Raw genomic sequence first — 22,540 nt, forward strand, 5'->3', positions numbered from 1 at the left:
TCAACTAGAACGCGTGAAGAGCCTTATCGGCCGGTGGCCAGCATGCTTAAGCCTTTCTTGAGCAGGACGCCACCCGTTCGCGCATGCACGACTGAAAGTCATTTTCCGCTACGGCACGTTCGTTTCGCCGATTCAATTTACGCGAAAGCTTCACGACGGCATTCGTGCATTTAGGTGTGTGCGACGTGTTTTTTCACGCGTTGCGCCTTCGAAAACGCGCTCGAAATCCAGATGTGTTTTTCGCTCGTCGTGACGATTGCACACATTCATGAATGGACGATTCAGCGCGTCGAGAAATTTCATCTGAACCATGCATTCGTTTTTACAACAATGCCGCCGCGGAAACATTTGCAAGCATGGAAGCGTCCTCGCAGCGTCAAAAATATTCACTGGACAATCACGTACTACATAAATTTCGCTATCACAATATTGAATGAAAATTTGCGTAATTACGCACGTTTCTTAACGCCACATACACTGCGCAGCCCCTAGCATCGATTACTAAGCACTGCGCCGTCGCGCAGAGCCCGCGAAGGCGGCAGGGGCCATCGCGCTACATGTGAAAACCGTGTAGTCGGGAGAATCCATGCAATACCCCATGCTTTTTTTATGTGCCATCGCTGTGTTGTCCTCTGCAGCAGCCATGATTCTGCTTTACCACCACGCAGAATCGATCGGTCTCGTCGACAAACCCGATGAGCGCAAACGCCATGTCGGAAACATTCCGTTGATCGGAGGTCTTTCCGCGTTCTTCGGCGTCATCGTCAGCATGTGTTTCGAAGGACAGTCGCTCCTGTTTACGAATGCATTGCTCGGCACGGGCGCCGTGCTCGCGCTGACCGGCGCGCTCGACGATCGCTTCGACTTGAGCGTGCGTGCGCGACTGCTTGTGCAGACAGCCGCCGTACTCACCATGATTTATCTCACCGGCGTATACGTGCATACGCTCGGTCATCTCTTCGGTTACAACCTCGAACTCGGCATGTTTGGCATTCCGGTCACGCTGATCGCGGTGATCGGCCTGCTCAACGCCTTCAACATGATGGACGGCATCGACGGCTTGGCCGGCATGCTGACTCTGGTAAGTATCGGCGCGATCAGCGTGTTCCAAGGCATCTCGCAATGGCACAGCATCATTCTTCTCTTGTTGCTCGCCGCCGCGTTGCTGCCGGATCTTGCGGCCAACCTCGATCTGATCGGTCGCAAGGTGTTCTTGGGCGATGCGGGAAGCGTCATGGTCGGCTACTTCTTGGCGTGGACGCTCATTCATATCAGCCAACAGGCGCAACCGAATCTATCGACCGTGGATGTGCTCTGGTGCGTTGCACTGCCTGTGCTCGATACATTGTCGGTGATGGTGCGGCGCATGCGCGAAGGCAAGTCGCCGTTCAAGCCCGATCGCGGCCATATTCATCACATCATGATGGATGCTGGCTTCGGACCGCATACCACGTTGGTGCTGTTAGTCGGCCTCGCGGTTTCCTTGGTCTTTATGGGCACGCTTACGCGTCATCTGGCGCCGGGAAGCAACCTGCTTACGTTCGTGGCGCTCTCGATCATCTATATCGCCCTAGTGGGTCGCATCTATCGCGCTCAACGGGCACGCAAAGCCTCTGCAGCTGCTACGGCGCCAGCGCTTAAGCCGATGATGCAACCGCCGCAAATGGTCGCTCAATTGAATGCTTCCGTCGTCGGCGGCAGCTACAAAGAAGATGACGAGAAGACTCAGCGCAAGGCTGCGGGGTCGTCCAAACAATGATGCGTTTCACAAGGCGGCGCGGCAAATACCCGGGAAGCAAACGCATGGTTTCCATAGATCGCCAGAAACAACCACAAACGACGGTGCCTCCCATCTACACCGTCGCATCGTCGGCGCCGCATCGTCTCGATGAATCGCGGCAAGGCCACACAGCGCCGGTGAGCGTCGTCGTTCCTTGCTATCGGTGTGTCGACACCATCGAAGGCGCAGTCGCCTCGGTCGCCGCACAACAAGTGTTGCCTGCAGAAGTATTGCTCGTCGATGACGGAAGTCCCGACGATACCTTGAAGCGTTTGCATGAAGTCGCATCCCGCTATGCACCCGGTTGGGTCAAGGTCATTGCGCTAGCGCGCAATGCGGGCCCATCTGCGGCGCGCAACAAGGGCTGGGAAAAAGCCAGTCAACCGTGGATTGCGTTTCTCGATGCCGACGACAGCTGGCATCCGGAAAAGTTGGCGTTGCAGATGGACGCGATCGAAGAAGATTCTCAAATCGCTTTGATCGCGCACGACATGAACGTCCAATCGCGAACTGCGCCAGCGCCGACGCTGCACTACCCGCTGAACGTCCGCGTGTTTCCCAATCATCTGATGATGCTGCGCAGCCCGTTTCCAACAGCGTCCATCATCCTTCGCCGCGATCTCCCGTTCCGTTTTGACGAACGGCGCAGACGCGCGGAGGACTTCATGCTCTGGGCGCAGATCCTGCTCAACGGCTATCGCTGCGCCAAGATCAATCAAATCCTCGCTTCATGGCATAAACCGCCTTTCGGCGCCGGCGGACTCAGTGGCGACCTGGCCGCGATGTTCGAGGCGGCGAACGACGTTCGCAAAACGCTCCATGAACAAGGCCTACTTAGTTGGTGGCAATGGAAAATCATGGATGTTTTCAGCCTGATTCGCTATGCGCGTCGCCGTGCGTTGACGTTCAAAAGACGTCATGCCGGCTTATTTTTCGCCAGACACAATGCCTGACGCGATAGAGCTATGAACACCGTGACACCGTACGTCGAATATTCCCGCCCATCGAGCATCACCACCAATGCTCGGTCGATGCTGAGCCTGATGCTGATTGTAGCGGTGTGCCTCTTTGTGGACATCGTGGTCGGCAGCCGCAGCATCGATGTGGGTACCGACACCTATGTCTATGCCGGTTTCTTCCACGAAATTCGCGGCGGCCCGATCAGCACGCGTTTTGAGCCGGGCTTCCTGTTGATTACTCGCGTGCTGAGCCTCAGCGGCTTCAGCGTCGAGGCGTATCAGTCGATCCTGTTCGGCATCCTGCTTTTGATGGCGGCGATCGCATCGCGCAAGTACTTCGACTATCTAGGCAGCACCCGCGGCTATCTGACGTTCCTCGTCGCATGCTTGATGTTCCTGCTTATATCGCCGATGTTCGTGAATGCGTCGATCAACGCGGTTCGACAAGGACTCGCGGCGCTTCCCGTATTTACGGCGCTGCTGGCGTTTCATCAACGGCAATGGCGCTCGTTCTTTATCTACGGCGTTATCGCGACGAGCTTCCACTATTCCTCGCTCCTCTATCTCGCGTTCGCGCCGTTGTTGTTGGTCAATCTGAAGCTGCTGCGCATCGCGGCAATCGTAGCTTTTATCGCCTACTGCACCGGCGTGACCCAGATCGTGGTGCGCGCGGTGGCTCCCTTCATCTACAACGCGGTGATGGATTACAGCCTCGGCGCCAAATACAAATCCGGCGTCCGTATCGACTTCGCCGTGTTTTCAATCTTCTGGTACGCACTTCCGTTCATGCTGAACAGCATCGTGCGCAAGCCCTATAGCACGCGCATCAAAGACAGCACGGCCGTGTACCTTGTGATGCTCCTGCCCTTCTTCGTACTGGGCTGGGGCAACTTCTCCAACCGCTACCTTTTGTCGTCTTACTTGGCCGCGTCGATGATGGTCGCCGCCATCTTCTTCCACAGCCGCATATCGATACTGCGCAACCCCATATTACTGCGTGGCGGCTTCATTATTTCCAGCGTCGTCTTCTTCTATTACGTAGCTAACCAGGTGATTGTATGAGTGCGTCGCTCAGTGAGTGCCGGGATGCGCCTATTGAAGCTGTAAAGCGTATTCAAATTAATACCTCGCCGAACGACGGCGAGGTGGATTTCTCGTCGGTCAGCGACTGCCATCCCGACGCATCGACGTTCGATCTCGTATCCCTTGCAGATATTTTGCGGAACGCGTTCGTCTATCCTCCGCACACCATCTATCGTGACGTGAAAATCGCGGCGACGGGTTTCGATCCTGCGCAGGACATGCACGAAAACCCGATTTTTCACTTCCAGTTTCAGTCCGCCCTGGCGGAATCGCGCCCGCCAGCCGACGCCATCGACACCGACACGCTGGTCAGCACCTACCATCAATTGCTGTGCGACGCGGTAGCGCGCACGACGGCTGGCATCAAGTCGCCGTGGCTATTGCAGAGCGGCGGCAAAGATTCGACATCGATGGCGATTGCGCTCGCCGACGTTCGCCCGGATACCACCTGCCTGACGTATCTCGGCGGCAATGAAGAAAACGAAGTGGCATCGGCGCGATTCGTCGCGCACCAGCTCGGCCTTCGTCATGAAGCGTTGGTATGCGATCCAGGCCGCGCATACGATCGCTACCTGGCGATATTGCCGCGCATGCCGTTGTTGTCGGCCGATTTCGCTGCTTTGTCGTATGTGGACCTGGCGACCGAAGTAAGCCTGCAACGTGGCGACGGCATCATCGACGCGCTCGGGTCGGATCAGTATTTTGGCGTTCCGCTGCATCGGCAAGACCGCATCCTCGCGCTATTGGCGCGCAATCTTCGCGTGCCGCAGAGTTTGTTCAAGTCTCGCTTGATCAATCGCAGCTTCAAACTCTGTTTTGCGCTATCGACGCTGCAGATGGGCGAATTCGAGCGCTATTTCCCAGGCTCGCGTTTTACGGACTCGGAGGTCGACGCGCTGTTCGGGTGGCGCGTTTCCAACTATTCGCGCCAGCGGATGGAGACGTTCCACAACGACATCGTTTCTGCCGCATCGGCGGAAGCCGTGCGACGCATTTCGTTGGTGGTCGGTGAATCCGCCCATTTGGCCAAGGGCATGTATGCGACGCAAGCGATGCACCTGCGGCTTGCCTATCCGTATTGCGACAAGCAATTCCGCGACTGGATCTTCCACAGCATTCCGGACGATCAGCTGATCGGGCCAGGTGGCCTCAACAAAGTTGTGATGCGCCAATATATCGCCAAGCGCTTTCAGCAGCTTCCTTACGTTCAGGCCAAAGGTTGTTTCCGCTTCGATCTGCGCGGCCTCGCCAGACAGCGATTCGATCAGGTTCATGCATTCTCGCTTCAGGCGCAGTCGTTGCTGCCTGGGGCGCCGCGGTGGCTGGAAACGCACCGCAACAGTCTCGACAACAAGTATTTCGCTTCGAAATTCTATCTGCTGGCCATGATCCTTCCGTGGCTGCTCGACCGCCTGCACGCTACCGCAACGGCTCGAAAAGATGTCATCGACGAGCACGCCGCCTTATGACCGAAAGACCAAGATCCGGGCGAAAACGTGTCATGCAGACCGTGCACTGTTGCTTCCACGCGAATGCAGCCACGAAATCGCCGACGAATCACATCATTACAAGCTGTTGCGCAATTCGTGGTTGAAGCACAAAAGCTTTATGGCCGCTTGCGCTAACACCTTCTGCCGAACAACGCACTTGGTGATTTCATGACTTCCGCCATACTGCCCAATAAAATTCGACATACGTTTGCTCGATCGCGTATTCAGGTCAATACGTCTCCTTATCAGGAGCTGGACTTCTCTCCACTCGAGGAGATGGCGGATGTCGAAGCGCCGCTCGATCTCGTATCGATCGCCGACCTGCTGAGAAACTCCTTCGTCTACCCACCGCACTCCGTGTATCGGAATGTGAAAGTGGCCGCGTCGGGTTTCAACCCCACGCAAGACATGTATGAGAATCCTCAATTTCAATATCCGTTTCAGTCGGCGCTCGCAGCATCGCGCCCGACCGTCGCGTCCGTCGATGGCGACGCGTTGTTGGAGACTTATCACCGACTGCTGTGCGATGCGGTAAGAAATACCACCGCCAAAATAAAATCGCCTTGGTTGCTGCAAAGCGGCGGCAAGGATTCCACGTCGATGGCGATCGCCGTCGCCGATGTCAGGCCCGATACCAATTGCTTGACGTATCTTGGCGGCCGCGAAGAAAACGAAGTCGCCTCGGCACGACACGTCGCGCGCCAACTGGGGCTTCGTCATGAAGCACTGGTATGCCATCCAGGCCGAGCCTACGACCGGTATTTGGCGATGGTTCCGCGGATGCCGTTGCTGACCGCGGACTTTGCTTTGCTGTCTTACGCAGACTTGGCCACTGAGATTCGACTGCATCACGGCGATGGCGTGATCGACGCCCTGGGAGCCGATCAGTATTTCGGAACGCCGCTACACAGCCGGGAACGGATTCTGGCGCTGTTCGCACGCGGCCTTCGTCTTCCGCAAAGCATCTTCAAATCGCGCGTCGTCAGCCGCAGCTTCAAGCTTTGTTATGCACTGGCCACGTTGCAAATGAGCGAGTTCGAACGCTACTTCCCCGGCTCCCGTTTCAGCGACAGCGAAGTCGACGAATTGTTCGGGTGGCAAGTTTCGACCTGCTCGCGTCAGCGCATCGAAACTTTCCGCAACGAAATCGCCACAGCCGATTCGTCGGAAGCGGTTCGTCGCATCGCCTTTATCATCAACGAAGCCGCCAATATGGCGAAGGGCATGTACGCCACCAAAGCCATGTCTTTGCGACTGGTTTTCCCCTATTGCAACGAACAGCTTCGCGACTGGATTTTCAATCATGTTCCCAACGAGCTGTTGATCGGTTCGGGCGGCGTCAACAAGGTGTTGATGCGGCAGCACATCGCCAAATACTTCGACGATTTGCCATACGTCAAGGCAAAGGGCTCTTTCCGGTTCGATCTGCGCGGTCTTGCGCAACAACGCTACGAACAAGTCCACGACTTCGCCAGGCAGGCGCAATCGTTGTTGCCCGGCGCGCTGCCGTGGCTCGAATCCCATCGCAATCATCTTTACAACAAGTATTTCGCATCGAAGTTTTACCTGCTCGCCATCACGCTCCCCTGGCTGTTGAACCGCATGCACGGCTCGGCAAAGTCGAGCGTGCTGACCCACGTGGAGCGCATTACATGAAAAGCAATTCTTCTTTCGATCTTGTTTCTTCCGAACGCCGCAACTTTCTCCGTTGCTCGCTGTGGGCGTTGCCGCCTATCGCCCTGTCGGCCTGGGCGCTGCCACGAACCACATGGGGATGGCAGAGCACGAGCGGGCCAGTGATCAATGTTCGCGACAAAGGCGCCAAGGGCGACGGCACGACCGACGATACGTCCGCCTTCAAGGCGGCCATCGAAGCGCTGCCAAGCAGCGGCGGCACCGTCTCGGTGCCACCGGGCAATTACATTATCGACGCCATGCGCGCGATCAACCTGCGTTCGAACATGCTTTTCCAGTTGGCGCCCACGGCGACGCTTACGGCGATTCCCAACAACTCGCCGCGTTCGCACGTGATCAAGGTTTGGAACTGCACCAATGTGCGCATCACCGGCGGACGCATTGTCGGCGAGCGCAATGCACACAGCGGCGTCGGCGGCGAATGGGGCTATGGGCTCAATATCCAAGCTTCCAATCATGTGTATGTGTCGAACATGCATATCTCCGATTGCTGGGGCGACGGCATCTGGATCGGCGCGATCGGTCCTGACCATAACGCCACGCCGTCGACCGATGTGACGATCGACAACGTCATCTCCATCAACAATCGTCGGCAGGGCCTTTCCATCGGACCAGTCGATGGCGTGGTGATCAAAAATTCCACATTCAGCGGCAGCAACGGCACCAAGCCCGAGTCGGGTATCGATATCGAACCGCAGGCGCAGGGCTTTGCGCGCAATATCACGATCGACACATGCACGATTTCCAACAATCACGGCACCGGCATGGAAATCCATTACAACGTCAGCGGCGTCACGATCAAGAACTGCACGTTCCAAGGCAACGCCGGTTACGGCCTGATGACGGCGGACAACCCGTCGCAACTTACGATCACTAACAACACCTTTACCGGAAACGGACTGGTCGGCTTGACCATTGCGGGCCAGACCAGCCACGTACAAGCGACCGGCAATACCCTGACCGGCAATAGCACGCGTTACGTTCATAACGCCGCCAAGGCGCTTACGTCTTCGTCCAGCGGAAATCCTGCGCAACACAAGACCGATCTGCGCGTGGATCCCGGCACCAGCGACGTCAATCTATCGAACAACAAGTTCTAGCGTTGGCATTCCCCCTCTGCCTCGGAATCGACTAGATGAAATTTGCTTTCTTCGCCAACACTGATTGGTATCTCTATAACTTCCGTCTTTCGACGGCGCGCCGCCTGCTGTCCGAAGGGCACGAAGTCGTCATGATCTCGCCGCCTGGAAACTTTGGCAGCCGCTTTGCGCAACACGGTTGCCGCTGGGTTCCATTGTCTACGATGGATCGGGCGAGCCTGAATCCTGCGCGCGAAGCCGTCACCTTGCACCAATTGATTCGCGTGCTGCGCGACGAAAAGCCCGATCTTCTGCACAATTTCACGTTGAAGTGCGCGGTGTACGGAGCGATCGCTTCGCGCATCGTTCGCGTACCGGCCACCGTCAATGCGGTGGCCGGCATGGGCTACGTATTTACCAGTCATACTACCAAGGCCCGTGTACTGCGACCGATCGTCAAGTCGTTGCTCCGCCTTGCGCTCAATAACCCGAATTCGTTGCTGATTTTGCAGAACCCCGACGATGCGGAAGCGTTCGAATCGGCCGGACTGACATCCCCAGATCGCATTCGCCTTATTCGCAGTTCGGGCGTCAACACGACACGCTTTCAACCCAAGCCTCGAACACCAGGTCATACGGAACGACTCCGCGTTATTCTTGCCGCGCGACTTCTTCGCGAGAAAGGCATCGAGGAATTCGCCGAAGCAGCCAACCTGCTTCGACAATGGGGACGCGACGTCGAATTTCTGCTCGCAGGCACACCGGACGAAGGCAATCCGCATTCGATCCAAAAAACGCAAGTGCAACAGTGGTCGGATGAAGGCCTTATTCAATGGCTTGGTCATGTCGACGACATGCCTGCCTTGTTGAGCACCGCACATGTGATGGCTTTGCCGAGCTATTACCGCGAAGGCGTTCCGAAATCCTTGATCGAAGGCGCCGCTTCCGGACTCGCGATCGTTACGACCAATCTCCCCGGTTGCCGCGAAGTCGTCACGCAACATGGCGTCGACGGCTTGCATGTCGAACCACGCAATGCACGCGCGCTCGCGCATTGCATCGTGCAGCTGGACGACGATCGCGAGTTGCTGCGGAAGCTCGCGCATCAAGCGCGTTTGCGCGCGACGACCGATTTCGACGAACGGATCGTCATCCAGAAAACGCTCGACGTCTACGCCGAATTGCTAGACCCGACCGACGCCATTTACGCGGGCTTTCGCACCACGCTCTAGCGCACCCGCGCGCGACGACGTCGATCTGAAATAGACGTCCAAACGACCAAGTCGTTCATGATTGTGAAGATTTTCACGTCTCGTTTCAGCAATTAGCGAGACGCGAAAACCTCGTGAAATTGCGAGCAAAAACACGTTTTCACATTTGCTATTTCACACATTGATGACGCACCTTAGCCTCGCAGTTCACACAAACGAGGCGGTACCAAACGTGAAAAACAGGTCTGCGCTGAAAGGCGCACAGGGGAACCTACTTCAAGGCTTCGACGCTGCGACGTCGAACAACATTAACTTAACGAAAGCGCGCCGTAAAAAGCTTCTGACCGGCATCGTGGCATCGTTGGCGCTGTCGATGGCGGCTCTGCCCGCCTCCGCGACCAACTGGTGGAATCCGACGCCGGTCATTACGGTGGGCAGCACGGTCATCAACGTGCAGAGCATGGGCGCGACGGGCAATGGCGTGACCGACGACACCGCCGCCTTCCAGGCCGCGATCAACGCCCTGCCCTCTACCGGCGGCGTGATCTCCGTGCCGGCAGGCACGTACATGATCAATGCACTGGTCGGCATCAAGCTGCGCTCCAATATGCGACTGAGCATGCAGAGCACGGCGACGCTGAAAGCCATTCCGAACAGCGCCGATCGCTCCTGGGTGATCAAGGCCTGGAATGTGAACAACGTCGAGATCGCCGGCGGAAACATTGTCGGTGAGCGCGTTGGCCACACGGGCACCACGGGTCAATGGGGCTACTGCGTCAACATCGAAGGTTCGAGCACGGTCTACGTGCACGACATCAACCTGTCCAACAGCTGGGGCGACGGCATTCTGGTCGGCGGCACCGGTTCGGGCGCGACGGTTGTGCCTTCGACGAATGTCACGCTCAACAACGTCAATGCCACCAACAATCGTCGTCAAGGTTTGACGATTGCGCCGTCGACCCAGCTGTATGTGGTCAACAGCAGCTTCACCAGCTCCAACGGCATTTCGCCCCAGGCCGGTATCGATATCGAGCCGGATATCCAGGGCAACGTGAATCATGTCCGCCTGGAAAACGACACGCTGTCGAACAACGTCGGCAACGGTCTTGAAATTCACGCCAACGTGAACGACGTGACGCTGACCGGCTCGACCGCGCAGAACAATAAGGGCTACGGCGCCTTCACCAGCGGCTCGACCAACCTGACGATCACCAACAACAACCTGATCCAGAACTACCTGTTCGGTGTGGATATTGCGGGCGTCAGCGACAGCACGATTCTCGAGAACAACACCATCACCTACAACGGCGATGCTTGGTTCTACGCGCACAACGTGTCGATCTTCACTGAAGGCTGGGTGCCGCGCGACATCACGATCGCCACCACGGCGACGAATGTCACGCAGTCCGGTAACACGATTTCTCCGATGAAGTGATGAAACTGCCGTGCGGGTTGCCGCCTCGATCTCCCGCACGGCATTTTTTTTGAGGCAATCGCTTAGCGCCGATTTACGCTTTTAAGTCCGCGCTTTTGCGTGATACTTGCGCAAGCCGATAACCAGCCCCAAAAGCAGCGAGCCTTCGCCGATCACCGTAGCGATCGCAGCGCCAAATTCGTGGTACCTGGGAATGAGCAGCGCGTTGAACGCGACCACGACCACCGCACTCAGCCCCATCACCACGACGCGATAACGCATATGCGTTTCGTTGAGTAGCGCAGAAGCGACACCCGTCGAGAGAAAGCGCACGGGAACGCAAATCGCCAAGACGGTCAACACTGGCACCACCGCCTGGAACTTCGCACCGAAAATAATCGGCACGATCCACGGCGAAACCACGACAAGGGCAAGCCCGATCATCACGCCTGCGGCAAGCATGGCGATATTGGCGTGCTTATAAACCTTCCAAAATTTCTCGGTGTCGTGCGCCGCCCAGCGATGCAGTTTCGATAAGAGAAATTTCTGATAGACCGTCGCGGGAATCAGATAAATAGCAGTCATGATGCCCAAGGCAATGCCAAAAATACCCGCCTGAGCATTACCGCCCAAATACTTCAACATTACCGTGCTGACCTGGAAGAAAATCGGATAAAGCGTTGCCTCCAGGCCATACGCCCATGCCTGCGACCACAAGCGCGCCACGCTCGGCGATCGCTCCAGCACCAGATCAGCGGGTCGAGGTCCGTGCCCGTACAAATGAATGCCGCCGCGCATCATCGCGAGCAACCGCGGCAACGCTATAAAAATGGCGCCCACCGCGATCGCGCTATATCCGACTGCGACCATGCGCCCGTCCAACGTCGGCAGAAGCATCAACGCTGCGGTAATCACAAACCGAGTGCCTGGCGTCATCAATTGCCAAAGCGCCATGCCGACATGGCGTTCTTCCAGACGCAACTGACTGCTGATCAGATTCACGGCCAGCAAGCCGAGAACCACCGGCGTCAACAACAGCAAAATAGGTTTTGCATCAGGTGTCGCGCCGACGAATGTCCACGAGATAACAAGCACCAGAGTGAGCGCTGTGCTGCCGGCGATAAAGCGCAACGAAGGCTGCAGCCAGCGATTGCCCTGCCATCCTTCGACGCCGTAAACCTGCAGCCAGTACTGCGGCAAGCCGAATCCCGACAGCGGCGCCACCATCGTGATGGTGGCGAGCGAGGATGCAAACAGTCCGTACTCAGAGGGCCCAAGTTCTCGCGCAAGCAAGGCCTGCGTGAGAAACGCCAATCCCGCACCCAATGCGGTGCAGATCCACAATATAGAGATGGCGCCTAACGCGTTACGCCATCCTTGTGGCAGTCGCCCTAACAAGGGAATCGCAGATGTCGAAGAGTTCACCCAGCCGATATCCAAACAGGTTGGTATGCGCCTGCGCTTGCCGGAAGCGAATGTTTCGCTTCCGGCAAGCGGCAGATTCCCATGGTGCGATGGTTAGACCTTGGAGGTCGGCGCATAGGCGTAATAAGCATAGGCGTAGTAGCCCGCGGCGCGTTTCTCAACAAGGTTGAAGATCGCTCCTTTGATGGGCACGCCGTTTTGCTCAAGACGCTGTTTGGCCAACGCGATCTCGCGCACCTGATTGATGCCGAAACGCACCACCAACAAGCTCGTACCCACGTGATTGCCGATAACGGCCGCATCGGTCACCGCAAGCACCGGCGGTGTATCGATGATGATGAGGTCGTAGCGCGGCCGCAGCGATTCGAGCAGCGTGTTGAAGTTTTTGTGCATCAACAGTTCGGACGGATTCGGCGGAATCTTGCCGCGCGAGATAAACATCAGCTGACTTACACCGTTTATGGTGCGAATGGCCTGGCTGGCGTCGATCTGACCGGAGATCAGTTCCGACAGACCGTTCTCAGGACGACCGCCGGTCGCGCGATGGAGCAGACCTTTGCGCATGTCGGCATCGATCAGCAACACGCGCTGACCTGCCTGCGCCATCACCACGGCAAGGTTCGCCGCGACAAAGCTCTTACCTGCGCCCGGGCTCGCACTGGAAATCATCAGGACGTTGTTCTTCGTCTCCATGCGCGCAAAGTGCAGACTCGTGCGCAGGCTACGCAACGCTTCCGTCGCCATATCCGCCGGCGAATTCACCGCCAGCAAATGCTGACGCCCACTGGCGGAATGGCGATGACCGATGCGAAGACCACTCTTGCGCTGCATGTCGCTCAGCGGAATGGACACATACACCGGCAGTCCAAGGCGCTCGATGACAACTGGATCTTCGATGCCGCGGCTCAACAGCTGACGCAGATAGATAAACGCCAGCGCGATCAGGAAACCCAACACGGCGCCGCCCGGAATCACCCAAATCGGGCGCGGCCACCAGGGCTTGGCGAGATTCACGGCCGATTGGTCGATCACGCGAACGTTGCCCACCGTACCGGCACGCGCGATATCAAGTTGCTGCGCTTGATTGAGCAGATTCGTGTACGTCTGGCTCGTCACCGTGACGTCGCGGCTCAACTTGAGCAGCTCTTGTTGCGTATTCGGCAGCTGACCGATCTTGTGGTCCAGCGCGCCCTTTTCACCTTCCAACTGACTGATCTGTTTCTGCAGCGCCTTGTATTCCGGATGCTCCGGCGTAAAGCGCTTTTGCACGTCGGCCATCTGCAAATGCAGCTGCTCGAGGTTGGTATCGATCGTGACATTCTGATCGAGCAAAGACTGCGTCTGCATGCTGATGTCGACGGAGTGCTCGCGCAATTGGAACTGATTCAACGCTTGCGTCGCGCCTTCCAATTGTTGCTTCACTTTCGGCAACTGCTCGCGCACGAACTTCAAGCTGTTCGCAGCTTCCGCAGCGCTACGGTCGACGTTCTGACGAACGTACAACGACGTGACCTGATCCAGGAGATTGGTCGCAAGCATCGGATCGAGGTTGTTGTACGTCAGCGCGATGATGCCCGAATCTTTGCCCTGCTCTTCGGCATCGATATCCTTCTGCAGCTTCGCAATGGTATCCATGTGTGAATGGCGTACCACGCGGAAGCGCGCACCCGGATTGGCCTGCATGCTCTTCACGTCGACGTTGACGCCGTTCTGCGTAACCAACTGACCGACGTGTCCGTTTACGAGTATGTTTCCGTCCGGATCCTGTAACGTGTAAGCGCCGTTGTCGCCCGCGATAAGCAGCAGCTTTTCGTCCAGCAGATCGGCCGGCACGTCAAGCTGATTGACGTTCACCTGCGTGCCGCCCCAGTCGTAACGACTCAGGCCGAACAGCGGCGATGCCAACTGTCCCGGATGATCGGCGGCGAACTCGCGCGCCAGGAAGGAGCCGAAAAGCGGGAGGCGTTTCGGCGTCGCTTCGATATCCAACCGCAAATTCTCGACCGCCTGACCGACCACTGCACGGGAAGTCAGGAGCTGAATTTCGGTAACGGCCTGCGAAGTCGAAATGCCCAGTGTCTGCGACAGATCGTCCATGCCCGGCAAGGTCGGCGCTTTCTGCTCGACTTGCACCGAGGCGCTGGCTTGATAAATCGGCGGCGCAAGCACGGCGTACAAAATGCCGACCAGGAAGAACACGATGGTTATCCCGAAAATACGCCACTTGTTATCGAGAAGCGTGCCTAGCAATGCCCGCAGGTCTATATCGTCGTCGCGTGTTGCGAAGGTCTGCTTGGTTGTCATACACCGCTCCTCAAACGGTCAAATGCATTCATAAATAACGAATCCAACTATCAACGCCTCGCTCGATCATGTCGTACACGTGATCGAACACTTGGCGCGTTCTCCGATAGGGGTCAGGAACATCTTCGGCTTCGCGCCACTTGTCCAGAAGAAACAACTTGCCGCTGGATTCGGGTGCCATCCTCGATGCGGCCGCCAAGTGTTCGCGTTCCATCACCAGCACAAGATCGGCTTCGCGCAGCATCGACGGCGACAACTGACGCGCACGATGATCCGCCGCATCGATGCCGCGCTCTTTCAAGATGCGCATCGCGTTGTCTTCCATGGGATGACCCACGGCTGCACTCAACCCGGCGCTGCTGACGCGTATGTCGCGATCCTTCAGTCGATGTCGCAACAGGAACTCCGCCGTAGGACTCCGGCAGATGTTTCCGATGCAGACGATCAAGACATGTTTGAACACGTAGGCGATTACTCCATAGGTTTGCTTTCACGCAAAGCGACGTCGCTTTGCGCAGTTTTTCCGCGAATTTCTTTTCTAGTACCTCTTTCCGTACCTGCATGATTCGTGAACAAATGCTTCGCCGCTTATCGACGCAGGTTGAAGTTATAGAACGTCATCCGTCAAAACCGCATGGATTTTTCAAAATGTTCCAATCGACAAGACATTTTCTACACACACGTGACGAAAAAATCTCACGGCTGACTATGGTTCATTTACGACGCACTAACGGTGGAGGGCGCTTTAATTAATTAAACAAACGTAGCCGATTCGAAATTTTTTCTGCTTTTTTATATTCAGCATTCATCGCCCTTTGTTAGGTGTCACTGTTAGATGCCAATGGCAATACATCCCAACGCCATGTGGAGTTCACATGAAAACATTGTTTGTTGTGGCGGCAGTTTCGATAACTCTTGTTCTGAACGGATGCGCCGCCGTCCCCGGGCAGCACATGTCCATGAACAGCGCAGAGAAAGGCCATGTTCAAATGGTCGATATCACGCCGGATTGGTTGGCAAGCCAGCCCATGGACCAGCCCAAGCCCATTCCGCAGGAATTGCTGAGCTATCAGCCCGAGTCGTATCGGATCGGTCCCGGCGACATGCTGTACATCACCGTCTGGGATCACCCAGAGTTAACGGCTCCTGCTGGCTCGCAACAGCAAGCCAGCGCCAACAGTCGTTTGGTGCGCTCTGACGGCACGCTGTTCTATCCCTACGTTGGCACGGTGAAAGCCGCGGGCATGACCGTGGATCAGCTGCGCCAGGAGCTGACCAGCAGGCTTACTTCGTTCGTTCCGCATCCGCAGGTCGACGTGGCGGTTACCAGTTACGGCAGTCAGCTCATCACCCTTCAGGGTGCGTTTAGCAAGAGCGATCCGCAACAGGCCACCACGATTCCGTTGACGCTCGCGCAAGCGATCGGCTCAGCCGGCATCGATCTTCCGCACGCGGATCTCTCGGACCTGGTGCTGACACGCGACGGTCAGGACTATCACCTCGATCTGAACACGATGAGCAAGGCGGCCGAGCAACGCATCTATCTGAAGCCTGGCGATCGCTTGTTCCTGGCCTACAACGACAACAAAGAGATCTATGTAATGGGCGAAGTGTTGCGCCCACAGGCTCTCAATTTCAGAACGGACGATTTGACGCTTACGCAGGCACTGGGTCGCGTCGGCGGACTGAATCCGATCACGTCGAGCAGCAAGTCGGTGTACATCATTCGCGGCATCAAAGATCTTGCGCATAACCCCGCGACGGTTTATCACCTCAATGCACGTTCTCCAGCCGCCTTTGCGGTGGCGGATAACTTCCATGTGCAAGCGGGCGACGTGGTATGGGTCGGCGCAGCAGCGATCACGCAATGGAGCCGCTTCCTAGGCCAGCTGGTTCCGCTGACCAATCTGGTCGGCACGGCAGCGATCGCCAGCGGCAATACCAGCGGTCTTTGATCTAGCGATTTAGTTTCCTGCAGTAACGGGTTGCGGGCGTCGTTGATACGGCGCCCCTTTTTTATTGGGCTTTTTTTATTGGGCTTTTTTTATTGGGCTTTTTTATTGGCCCGAACGCAGTCGCGCAATTTCCGCGTACGCCGCATCCAATTCATTGCGCAGCGCCTGGTTGCTTTCCAGCAATTGTTGAATTTCCTGGCACTGCGAAATCACCGAGCGAAGCACATCGCATTTCACCGTCACATGGCGTGAGCGGTATGCGCGCATGCGTTCGGCTGCGGTTTTTGCATTGCCGGTGGGTGGACGACCTCGACGAGGTCGCTGCGTGAGCTGCATGGCAATCGTTCCTGGATCGCGAGGGTCAACCATGGCGGCGCTCCTTTTCAGCTTGGTTTTGGCGGTTCGAATTTATTGTAACGTTACGATAAAAGCAAGAGAAAAATGCCACAATTGGCGAAACTGAGGGCACCGCAGCGAAGGCACTGGCACGCTTAATCCGCATCTAGGGCTACACGCCCGGACGCGTCATCGAAGAAGCGATTTTTTCCGGACGCAAGCGCCCTACCCGTGCGCGTTCGATCAACCGCGACGACGTAAGTGAGACTTCGTGGAACGTACGTAACGCGGACGCAAATCAAGCAGCGGCATCAACACGCTGCTTTCGGTCAATGGAAACGTCGAAGCCCTGCTCCCCTAAACGGACGCAGGGCGCGCTATGCGTTCTTATTGAACGACGATCTCATCGGAGAACAACCAAATATCCTTGGCGCTGTCCGAGATGTCCGCGGGCAATGACTTAGGCAGATTCGCTTCGATGCGAATATAACGAGCCATCACCGGTTGTTGCGATTGGAATCGGAACCGCCGCGTCCCTACGCGAAGCGCTGCGTCGAATGCGGGCGCATTGGTATACACGGTCGTCCAATGCTGTCCATCCAACGACGCGAGGAACGTCATCTTTTCCGGTAGGAAAATTCGAGACTCGATTGCCTGCATAAATCCGACATTGATGGCGTGGATCGACACGTCTTTTTGCAAATCGATCGTGGCGTCGAGGTCGTTGTCGTGCCAGGCAGCCCAGCGACCGTCGTGAAAATCGGAGCTGCCTTCTACGCCATCGACCAGCGAAGCGCCCGATGCATAAGCGGAATCGGGCGCTTGCGCGAAGGCGATATCGCGTCCAGACGCCAAGTTGCGCACCAAGCTAAAACTTGTCGCGTTGTCGTAACGCAGGCCTTTACGGAAGGGCGTGACTTTCACCGTACCCGGCTTGCCGATATTTGCGTTATCGCCGAATACAGGCGATTGCGCTGTTGGGTCTTCGCCGTTTTCGGTGTAGCGATTTTGCAGATCGTCGAATCCTCGTTTGGCTTGCAATTGCCAACCGCCGTGTTGCGCATCGTAGGCGATCGAATACTTCACGACCGGCTGATTTTCAGGGCCATAGGCGACGTGCTGCGTATCCAACCAATGATACTGCGCCTGCAACCGCTGCTCGAAGTCGGCGTAGGCCGCATCGTCATGCGCGCCCGTCCAGAGATTTTCCGCAAGCGCCAGCAAGCGCGGATAGATTTTGGATTCTGCGTTGAAAGGGTTGGCGTGCTCGCTCCACAACGGCGCTTCGGCACCGAGGATTTGTGCGTGATGCTCTTTGAATACGGCGTCGTCGCCCGAGCCCGACACGGTTTGGCCCGTGATGTCGGTGCGATACACCTGCTCCACGGTCAGCTTGTCCAGAGGCGCATCGAAATAGAACGGCCCCGCCACGATAATGCGGTTGCCGTTGGCAAGCGCCTTGCGCGCCTCGTTGTCGCCGCGCCAGATTTCGATGATGGCGTTCTTGTCCGCACCGCCTTCGAGAATCTCGTCCCAGCCGATCAGCGTTTTGCCTTTGCTGGCGAGATAGCTCTGCATATGCTTGATGAAATAGCTCTGCAGGCCTTCCTCGTCTTTCAGTCCTTGCTCGTGCATCAGCGCCTGGCAGGAGGCGCAGTCCTTCCAGCGATCTTTCGGCGTTTCGTCGCCGCCGATGTGGACATACGCGCTCGGGAACAGCGTGATGACTTCATCCAGTACGTGCTGAAGGAAGGTGAAGGTCTCGGGATCTCCGACGCAATCGATATCTTTGAACACGCCCCACGTGGCGGGCACGGTCAGCGGTTGTTGCGTGCAGGAATATTCGGGATACGAGGCCAATGCTGCAACGCTGTGCCCCGGCATCTCGATTTCCGGAATGACCAGGATGTTGCGCAGTCGTGCATATTCCACGATCTCGCGAATTTCATTCTGGGTATAAAAACCGCCGTAACGACTACCGTCTTCTTCCGTGCGCCAGGCGCCGACGGATGTGAGTTTGGGATAGCGGTGAATCTGGACGCGCCAACCTTGGTCTTCCGTAAGATGCCAATGGAAGGTATTGATCTTGTAGTAGCTCAACAGATCGAGCTGCTTTTTGATAAACGAAATCGGATAAAAATGCCGACCTACGTCGAGCATGAAGCCGCGATAGGAAAATGTCGGCGCATCTTCGATTTGCACAGCCGGAACGGAGATCGTTGCGGCATGCTTCAACGGCAACAATTGACGCAGCGTCTGCACACCCCAGAACAAGCCTTTGTCGCTCGACGCCTGGATGACGATGCCGCTCGGCGTCACGGCCATGCGATAGGCTTCGTCGCCGCTTACCGTGGGATCGATCGCCAACACGATGCCGTGCGCATGAGGGCTTCGCGATAATTCGATGCCGGTTTGTTCTCTCACCGCATCGCGAAGAAACGCGACGATTTCCTGCGCGCGCGAACCGTCCGGCGCATCGATGCCGGTATGCGCATCGATGCGATAACTGCCCTCTCCCGCTTCCAGATGCTGCGGCTTGGGAAGGATCGTGACCTCGGCGACGACATGCGCACTGGTCACAGACAGGAATAAACCAAGACACAACGAGAAGGCGAATCTGAGCATCGGGGAACGTCCGTTCGCTGGAATGTATTGCATGTGCGAGGCCCTGAAAAACCACACCCTACCTCGGAGCCCGGGTAGGGTGTGGAGGACCATCTCATGTAGCCCCGGCCGAAGCCGGGGCGGTGGAACACCCAACCTGAGAGAGATCAGTCGAGCTTGTAGTCGAACGTTAGGAACCACTCGCGGCCGTTGTATTCGCTGCCGGTCTGACCCGTCGTAACGAACTCGAAACCACCTGCGTAGTACGGAATCGTCGAGACCTTGTTGAAGATATTCGACACGGTGAGCTTCAGATTGACATCCGGATTGAGCTGCCAGCCGACCGATCCGTTCCAGGTGATCCACACTGGCGTATGGCCGTAGTACACAGTGTCGTCAACATTCACGCCACCGATCTGACAAGCACCGGTATTGATGTTCTCGGTGCCAACTCTCACCGTGACCGCGCTCGGCTGAATACCGTTGGGCAATGTATTGCAAGCGCCGTAGCCTGGCGCGCGCAAACCGCCGTCACGCACACCAGAGACCGACGCGGACCAGTCGCCCCGGTGCCAGTCAGCAATCCACGTGATCCTGCTTGCCACGTTCTGGTAGCGGGTGTTTTGCAACATGTCGGACGCCAGCACACGCTGCTTGTACGAGAGGTTGTCGGTGTAGTTGATGTTGGCGCGGAAGTCACCGTAATTATCGGTATGGAACTTGTAGTCCAGCGAAGCATCGATACCGCCGACATACAGCGAGGCTTCGTTGATCGCACCGGAATGCACGGAGGTAATGTTGCCCGCCGCATTACGCTGCACCAGTTCCGACACCATCTGGCAATACTGCGACCCCTGCGCGTGCGCGGTGTACGGCGCCAAACCGGTTGAGCCGAGTGGCAGCACGCCGGTAAGGCAGCCCGCCTCGTCCTGGAGCACCGTGTCGGCACTGAGGTACTGGATCGAGTTGTCCACACCCATGTGCCAGTAGTCGGCGGAGAACGACAGGCCCTGCACGCCCGGAATCTGCCACACGAAACCGTAGGTCCAGGAATGGCCGGTCTGCGGCTTCAACACGCGGCTGCCGCCCGTGTACAAGGTGTAATACTGCGACTGAGGACGCTGAATACTGCCGTTGCACCATGTGCTCTGGGTATTGCCAGCTTTGATGGCGTTGATACAGCTCAGGTAATCCTCGTAAATGCCTTGCGGCACGGAGGAGACGCTCTGGTAGATCGCCTGCATGTCAGGCGCCTTGAAGTTGGTACCGTAGCTACCGCGCAGCAACAGGCTGTCGATCGGACGGAACTCAAGGCCCGTGCCCCAGGTGCGGGCAATGTCAGCGCGGCTGGCGTCGTGGTACTTGTCCATGCGACCGGAAATGGTCCAGGTCAGCTTGTCTACGATCGGCACGCGGAATTCAGTGCCGAACGAGTAACGCTGGCGAGTGCCACCACCGGTGTTGTACTGATAGAACGGATCCACAAACGTCGCGCCGTTCGCGGCGCGGGGATCCGGCGAGAGCAGGAAGCTGTTATGCGCGGCTTCCAGCACGGCCGCCCAACCCACCGATTCCTCCGTCCAGGGGAACTTGAACAAGTCGCCATTGACGCGGAACTGCGCCTGGTCCAAGGACGACGACGCGGTGTTCGTGCCGTTGACCGCGAACGTGCTGTATTGCTGAGGCGTGATCGGGTTCCAGAACTGCTGCCAGTTGATGGCGTAGATGGGCAAACCGCCAGCCGTGGTCCCCTGCTGCTGACCAAGGAAGAAATTGTTCATGGCCGTTTGGTTCATGCCCGTGAAATCTTCGCGGACGATGTACTTCTGGGTGTTGAGGCTGGCGTCCCAATTGAACTTGCCGTCGAACACCGTGCCGCGCACGCCGGCCGTGATGTTCCAGTTCACCTCGCGATCATGGGTATTCGCATTCGTACCCATTTCCTGCTCGGTTAGCTGACGATCGAGCGCATTGATAGTTTGCCCGGTGGTCTTGTCGAAGAAAGGCGAACCGTAGCCGAAGAACGGCAACTGGGTATTGGAGATACCCACAGATTGATACAGGGCCGCTGAACCATAGACCTGAATGCCGTTGCTAAGATCGTACTCGCCGGCCAGGTAGGCATCGTTGTTGCGACTGCCGGGCGTCAGCACCCAATTGCGGAACAACGCGGGCTGCGAACAGTAGAAGCCATTGTCGGTCGTACCGGTGATCTGCGTGCCACTGGTGGTGACGCTATGCGATTGGCTCAACTGCGAGTTGCTGAACTTCGAGCAGGTTCCCGCCGGCGGCGTGATGTACTGGCCCGCGCCGTTCGTCGCGGAGAGTGCAAGAGCGCCGGACGCGTCGTACTGGTAGCCAAACATGCGGTCGGCCGGGTTCCAGGCGCCGTAACCTGCATCGGCTACCGAATCCTGATAGGGGCGATTGCTCCCCCACAACGCCGTGCGGTTGGACTTCTCCACGTTGTAGAGAATGTGCCAGTTTTGACCGGACTTGCCGCCGAAGAAATTGATATCGCCATAGTTGCGGCCACCACGCGTGGCGCCGCCGCCGGTGATCTGCAATTCGTCACCCTGGTAGTTCTTCTTCAGGATCACGTTGACCACACCCGCCACGGCATCCGAACCGTAGATCGACGAAGCACCGGAGGCCAGGATTTCGACATGGTCGATCATGCCGGTGGGGATGTTGTTGTAATTCTGGAAGTTGCTCCGCGCGCTCAACGGCTGCGGATAATCCACGATGCGATGACCGTCGATCATTAGCAAACTGAAACCCGGGCCCAGGTTGCGCAAGTTAACCGAGCGCGCGTTGACCGACGTGGAACCCCATGAGGCCGGATCCTGCTGCTGCTGGCCTACCTGCGGCAAAGAATCCAGGAATTCCCACAGCGTGGTGAAGCCCTGATCCTTGATCTGCTGGCCGGTAACGCTGACCACGGGCGCCGGTCCCTCGATCTCCACGCGCGGGATCATAGAACCGGTGACGGTGACTGCCTGCAGTTGTTTTGCCGAGCTTTGGTCGGCCTGTCCGTTGGACGTAACCGATTGCGACGAGCTGGACTGCGTGGATTGCTGATTATTCGTCGACGTCGCCGACGTCTGAGCAAATGCAAACGGTGTGAAAAGCGCCAGCGCCAAGGAACTCGCCAGCACGCTACGGCGTATACGAATGGAGTTCATACTTTCTCCCCTCCCGGTGA

The 22,540-nt window shown here is 57.2% G+C and carries 15 protein-coding genes; 9 read left to right on the forward strand and 6 right to left on the reverse strand.

Going from position 1 to position 22,540, the window contains the following annotated elements:
* Positions 1-598 precede the first annotated feature (598 nt).
* The 8 genes from L0U79_RS12900 to L0U79_RS12935 all read left to right on the forward strand — a co-directional run bounded on the left by L0U79_RS12900 (position 599) and on the right by L0U79_RS12935 (position 10,732).
* On the forward strand, positions 599-1,759 hold the full coding sequence (locus tag L0U79_RS12900; RefSeq protein WP_233842677.1) for an undecaprenyl/decaprenyl-phosphate alpha-N-acetylglucosaminyl 1-phosphate transferase: 1,161 nt from the start codon (positions 599-601) through the stop codon (positions 1,757-1,759).
* 44 nt (positions 1,760-1,803) lie between these two features.
* Positions 1,804-2,733 (forward strand): glycosyltransferase family 2 protein, encoded by a 930-nt coding sequence (locus L0U79_RS12905; protein ID WP_233842678.1) that lies wholly within the window; start codon positions 1,804-1,806, stop codon positions 2,731-2,733.
* A 78-nt stretch (positions 2,734-2,811) separates the two neighbouring features.
* Positions 2,812-3,801, forward strand: a complete 990-nt coding sequence (locus tag L0U79_RS12910; protein WP_233842679.1) for an EpsG family protein — start codon at positions 2,812-2,814, stop codon at positions 3,799-3,801.
* Positions 3,798-5,291, forward strand: a complete 1,494-nt coding sequence (locus L0U79_RS12915) for an asparagine synthase-related protein (RefSeq protein ID WP_233842680.1) — start codon at positions 3,798-3,800, stop codon at positions 5,289-5,291. The genes L0U79_RS12910 and L0U79_RS12915 overlap by 4 nt, the downstream gene beginning before the upstream one ends.
* 189 nt (positions 5,292-5,480) lie before the next feature.
* Positions 5,481-6,968 carry an asparagine synthase-related protein gene (locus tag L0U79_RS12920; RefSeq protein WP_233842681.1) on the forward strand — a complete coding sequence of 496 codons (1,488 nt, stop codon included), beginning with the start codon at positions 5,481-5,483 and terminating at the stop codon, positions 6,966-6,968.
* The gene (locus L0U79_RS12925; protein ID WP_233842682.1) at positions 6,965-8,107 is read left to right on the forward strand and encodes a right-handed parallel beta-helix repeat-containing protein; all 1,143 of its coding nucleotides are present in this window, start codon (positions 6,965-6,967) and stop codon (positions 8,105-8,107) included. The genes L0U79_RS12920 and L0U79_RS12925 overlap by 4 nt, the downstream gene beginning before the upstream one ends.
* A 35-nt stretch (positions 8,108-8,142) precedes the next feature.
* Complete coding sequence (locus tag L0U79_RS12930; RefSeq protein ID WP_233842683.1) at positions 8,143-9,318, forward strand: glycosyltransferase family 4 protein; 1,176 nt, start codon at positions 8,143-8,145, stop codon at positions 9,316-9,318.
* A gap of 211 nt (positions 9,319-9,529) precedes the next feature.
* The gene (locus L0U79_RS12935) at positions 9,530-10,732 is read left to right on the forward strand and encodes a right-handed parallel beta-helix repeat-containing protein (protein WP_233842684.1); all 1,203 of its coding nucleotides are present in this window, start codon (positions 9,530-9,532) and stop codon (positions 10,730-10,732) included.
* Positions 10,733-10,813: 81 nt separating this feature from the next.
* Here the strand turns inward: L0U79_RS12935 and L0U79_RS12940 are convergent, their stop codons facing one another.
* The 3 genes from L0U79_RS12940 to L0U79_RS12950 all read right to left on the reverse strand — a co-directional run bounded on the left by L0U79_RS12940 (position 10,814) and on the right by L0U79_RS12950 (position 14,903).
* Complete coding sequence (locus L0U79_RS12940) at positions 10,814-12,136, reverse strand: oligosaccharide flippase family protein (protein ID WP_233842685.1); 1,323 nt, start codon at positions 12,134-12,136, stop codon at positions 10,814-10,816.
* A gap of 93 nt (positions 12,137-12,229) precedes the next feature.
* On the reverse strand, positions 12,230-14,440 hold the full coding sequence (locus tag L0U79_RS12945; RefSeq protein ID WP_233842686.1) for a polysaccharide biosynthesis tyrosine autokinase: 2,211 nt from the start codon (positions 14,438-14,440) through the stop codon (positions 12,230-12,232).
* A gap of 28 nt (positions 14,441-14,468) precedes the next feature.
* Positions 14,469-14,903: a low molecular weight protein-tyrosine-phosphatase gene (locus L0U79_RS12950; RefSeq protein WP_233842687.1), complete on the reverse strand. Its 435-nt coding sequence runs from the start codon at positions 14,901-14,903 to the stop codon at positions 14,469-14,471.
* 496 nt (positions 14,904-15,399) lie between these two features.
* On the opposite strand from L0U79_RS12950, the gene L0U79_RS12955 reads away from it, so the two are divergent.
* A complete protein-coding gene (locus L0U79_RS12955) occupies positions 15,400-16,395 on the forward strand; it encodes a polysaccharide biosynthesis/export family protein (protein ID WP_233842688.1) in 996 nt (331 codons plus the stop codon).
* A 102-nt stretch (positions 16,396-16,497) separates the two neighbouring features.
* Here the strand turns inward: L0U79_RS12955 and L0U79_RS12960 are convergent, their stop codons facing one another.
* From L0U79_RS12960 to L0U79_RS12970, 3 genes are all read right to left on the reverse strand, one after another.
* Positions 16,498-16,764, reverse strand: a complete 267-nt coding sequence (locus L0U79_RS12960) for a hypothetical protein (protein WP_233842689.1) — start codon at positions 16,762-16,764, stop codon at positions 16,498-16,500.
* A gap of 354 nt (positions 16,765-17,118) precedes the next feature.
* Positions 17,119-19,356, reverse strand: coding sequence for a family 20 glycosylhydrolase (locus L0U79_RS12965; protein WP_233842690.1), 2,238 nt, complete (start codon positions 19,354-19,356; stop codon positions 17,119-17,121).
* 146 nt (positions 19,357-19,502) lie between these two features.
* Positions 19,503-22,520 (reverse strand): TonB-dependent receptor, encoded by a 3,018-nt coding sequence (locus tag L0U79_RS12970; protein ID WP_233842691.1) that lies wholly within the window; start codon positions 22,518-22,520, stop codon positions 19,503-19,505.
* Between the last annotated feature and the right edge of the window lie 20 nt (positions 22,521-22,540).

The sequence above is a fragment of the Dyella sp. 2HG41-7 genome (genome assembly GCF_021390675.1).
In the GTDB taxonomy this organism is placed as follows: Bacteria; Pseudomonadota; Gammaproteobacteria; order Xanthomonadales; family Rhodanobacteraceae; genus Dyella_B.

What these genes read in the sequence shown, in the direction of transcription:
- L0U79_RS12900 (WP_233842677.1), top strand. Translation starts at nt 599, where the DNA reads ATGCTTTTTTTATGTGCCATCGCTGTGTTGTCCTCTGCAGCAGCCATG.
- L0U79_RS12905 (WP_233842678.1), top strand. Translation starts at nt 1,804, where the DNA reads ATGGTTTCCATAGATCGCCAGAAACAACCACAAACGACGGTGCCTCCC.
- L0U79_RS12910 (WP_233842679.1), top strand. Translation starts at nt 2,812, where the DNA reads ATGCTGAGCCTGATGCTGATTGTAGCGGTGTGCCTCTTTGTGGACATC.
- L0U79_RS12915 (WP_233842680.1), top strand. Translation starts at nt 3,798, where the DNA reads ATGAGTGCGTCGCTCAGTGAGTGCCGGGATGCGCCTATTGAAGCTGTA.
- L0U79_RS12920 (WP_233842681.1), top strand. Translation starts at nt 5,481, where the DNA reads ATGACTTCCGCCATACTGCCCAATAAAATTCGACATACGTTTGCTCGA.
- L0U79_RS12925 (WP_233842682.1), top strand. Translation starts at nt 6,965, where the DNA reads ATGAAAAGCAATTCTTCTTTCGATCTTGTTTCTTCCGAACGCCGCAAC.
- L0U79_RS12930 (WP_233842683.1), top strand. Translation starts at nt 8,143, where the DNA reads ATGAAATTTGCTTTCTTCGCCAACACTGATTGGTATCTCTATAACTTC.
- L0U79_RS12945 (WP_233842686.1), bottom strand. Translation starts at nt 14,440, where the DNA reads ATGACAACCAAGCAGACCTTCGCAACACGCGACGACGATATAGACCTG.
- L0U79_RS12955 (WP_233842688.1), top strand. Translation starts at nt 15,400, where the DNA reads ATGAACAGCGCAGAGAAAGGCCATGTTCAAATGGTCGATATCACGCCG.
- L0U79_RS12960 (WP_233842689.1), bottom strand. Translation starts at nt 16,764, where the DNA reads ATGGTTGACCCTCGCGATCCAGGAACGATTGCCATGCAGCTCACGCAG.
- L0U79_RS12965 (WP_233842690.1), bottom strand. Translation starts at nt 19,356, where the DNA reads ATGCTCAGATTCGCCTTCTCGTTGTGTCTTGGTTTATTCCTGTCTGTG.
- L0U79_RS12970 (WP_233842691.1), bottom strand. Translation starts at nt 22,520, where the DNA reads ATGAACTCCATTCGTATACGCCGTAGCGTGCTGGCGAGTTCCTTGGCG.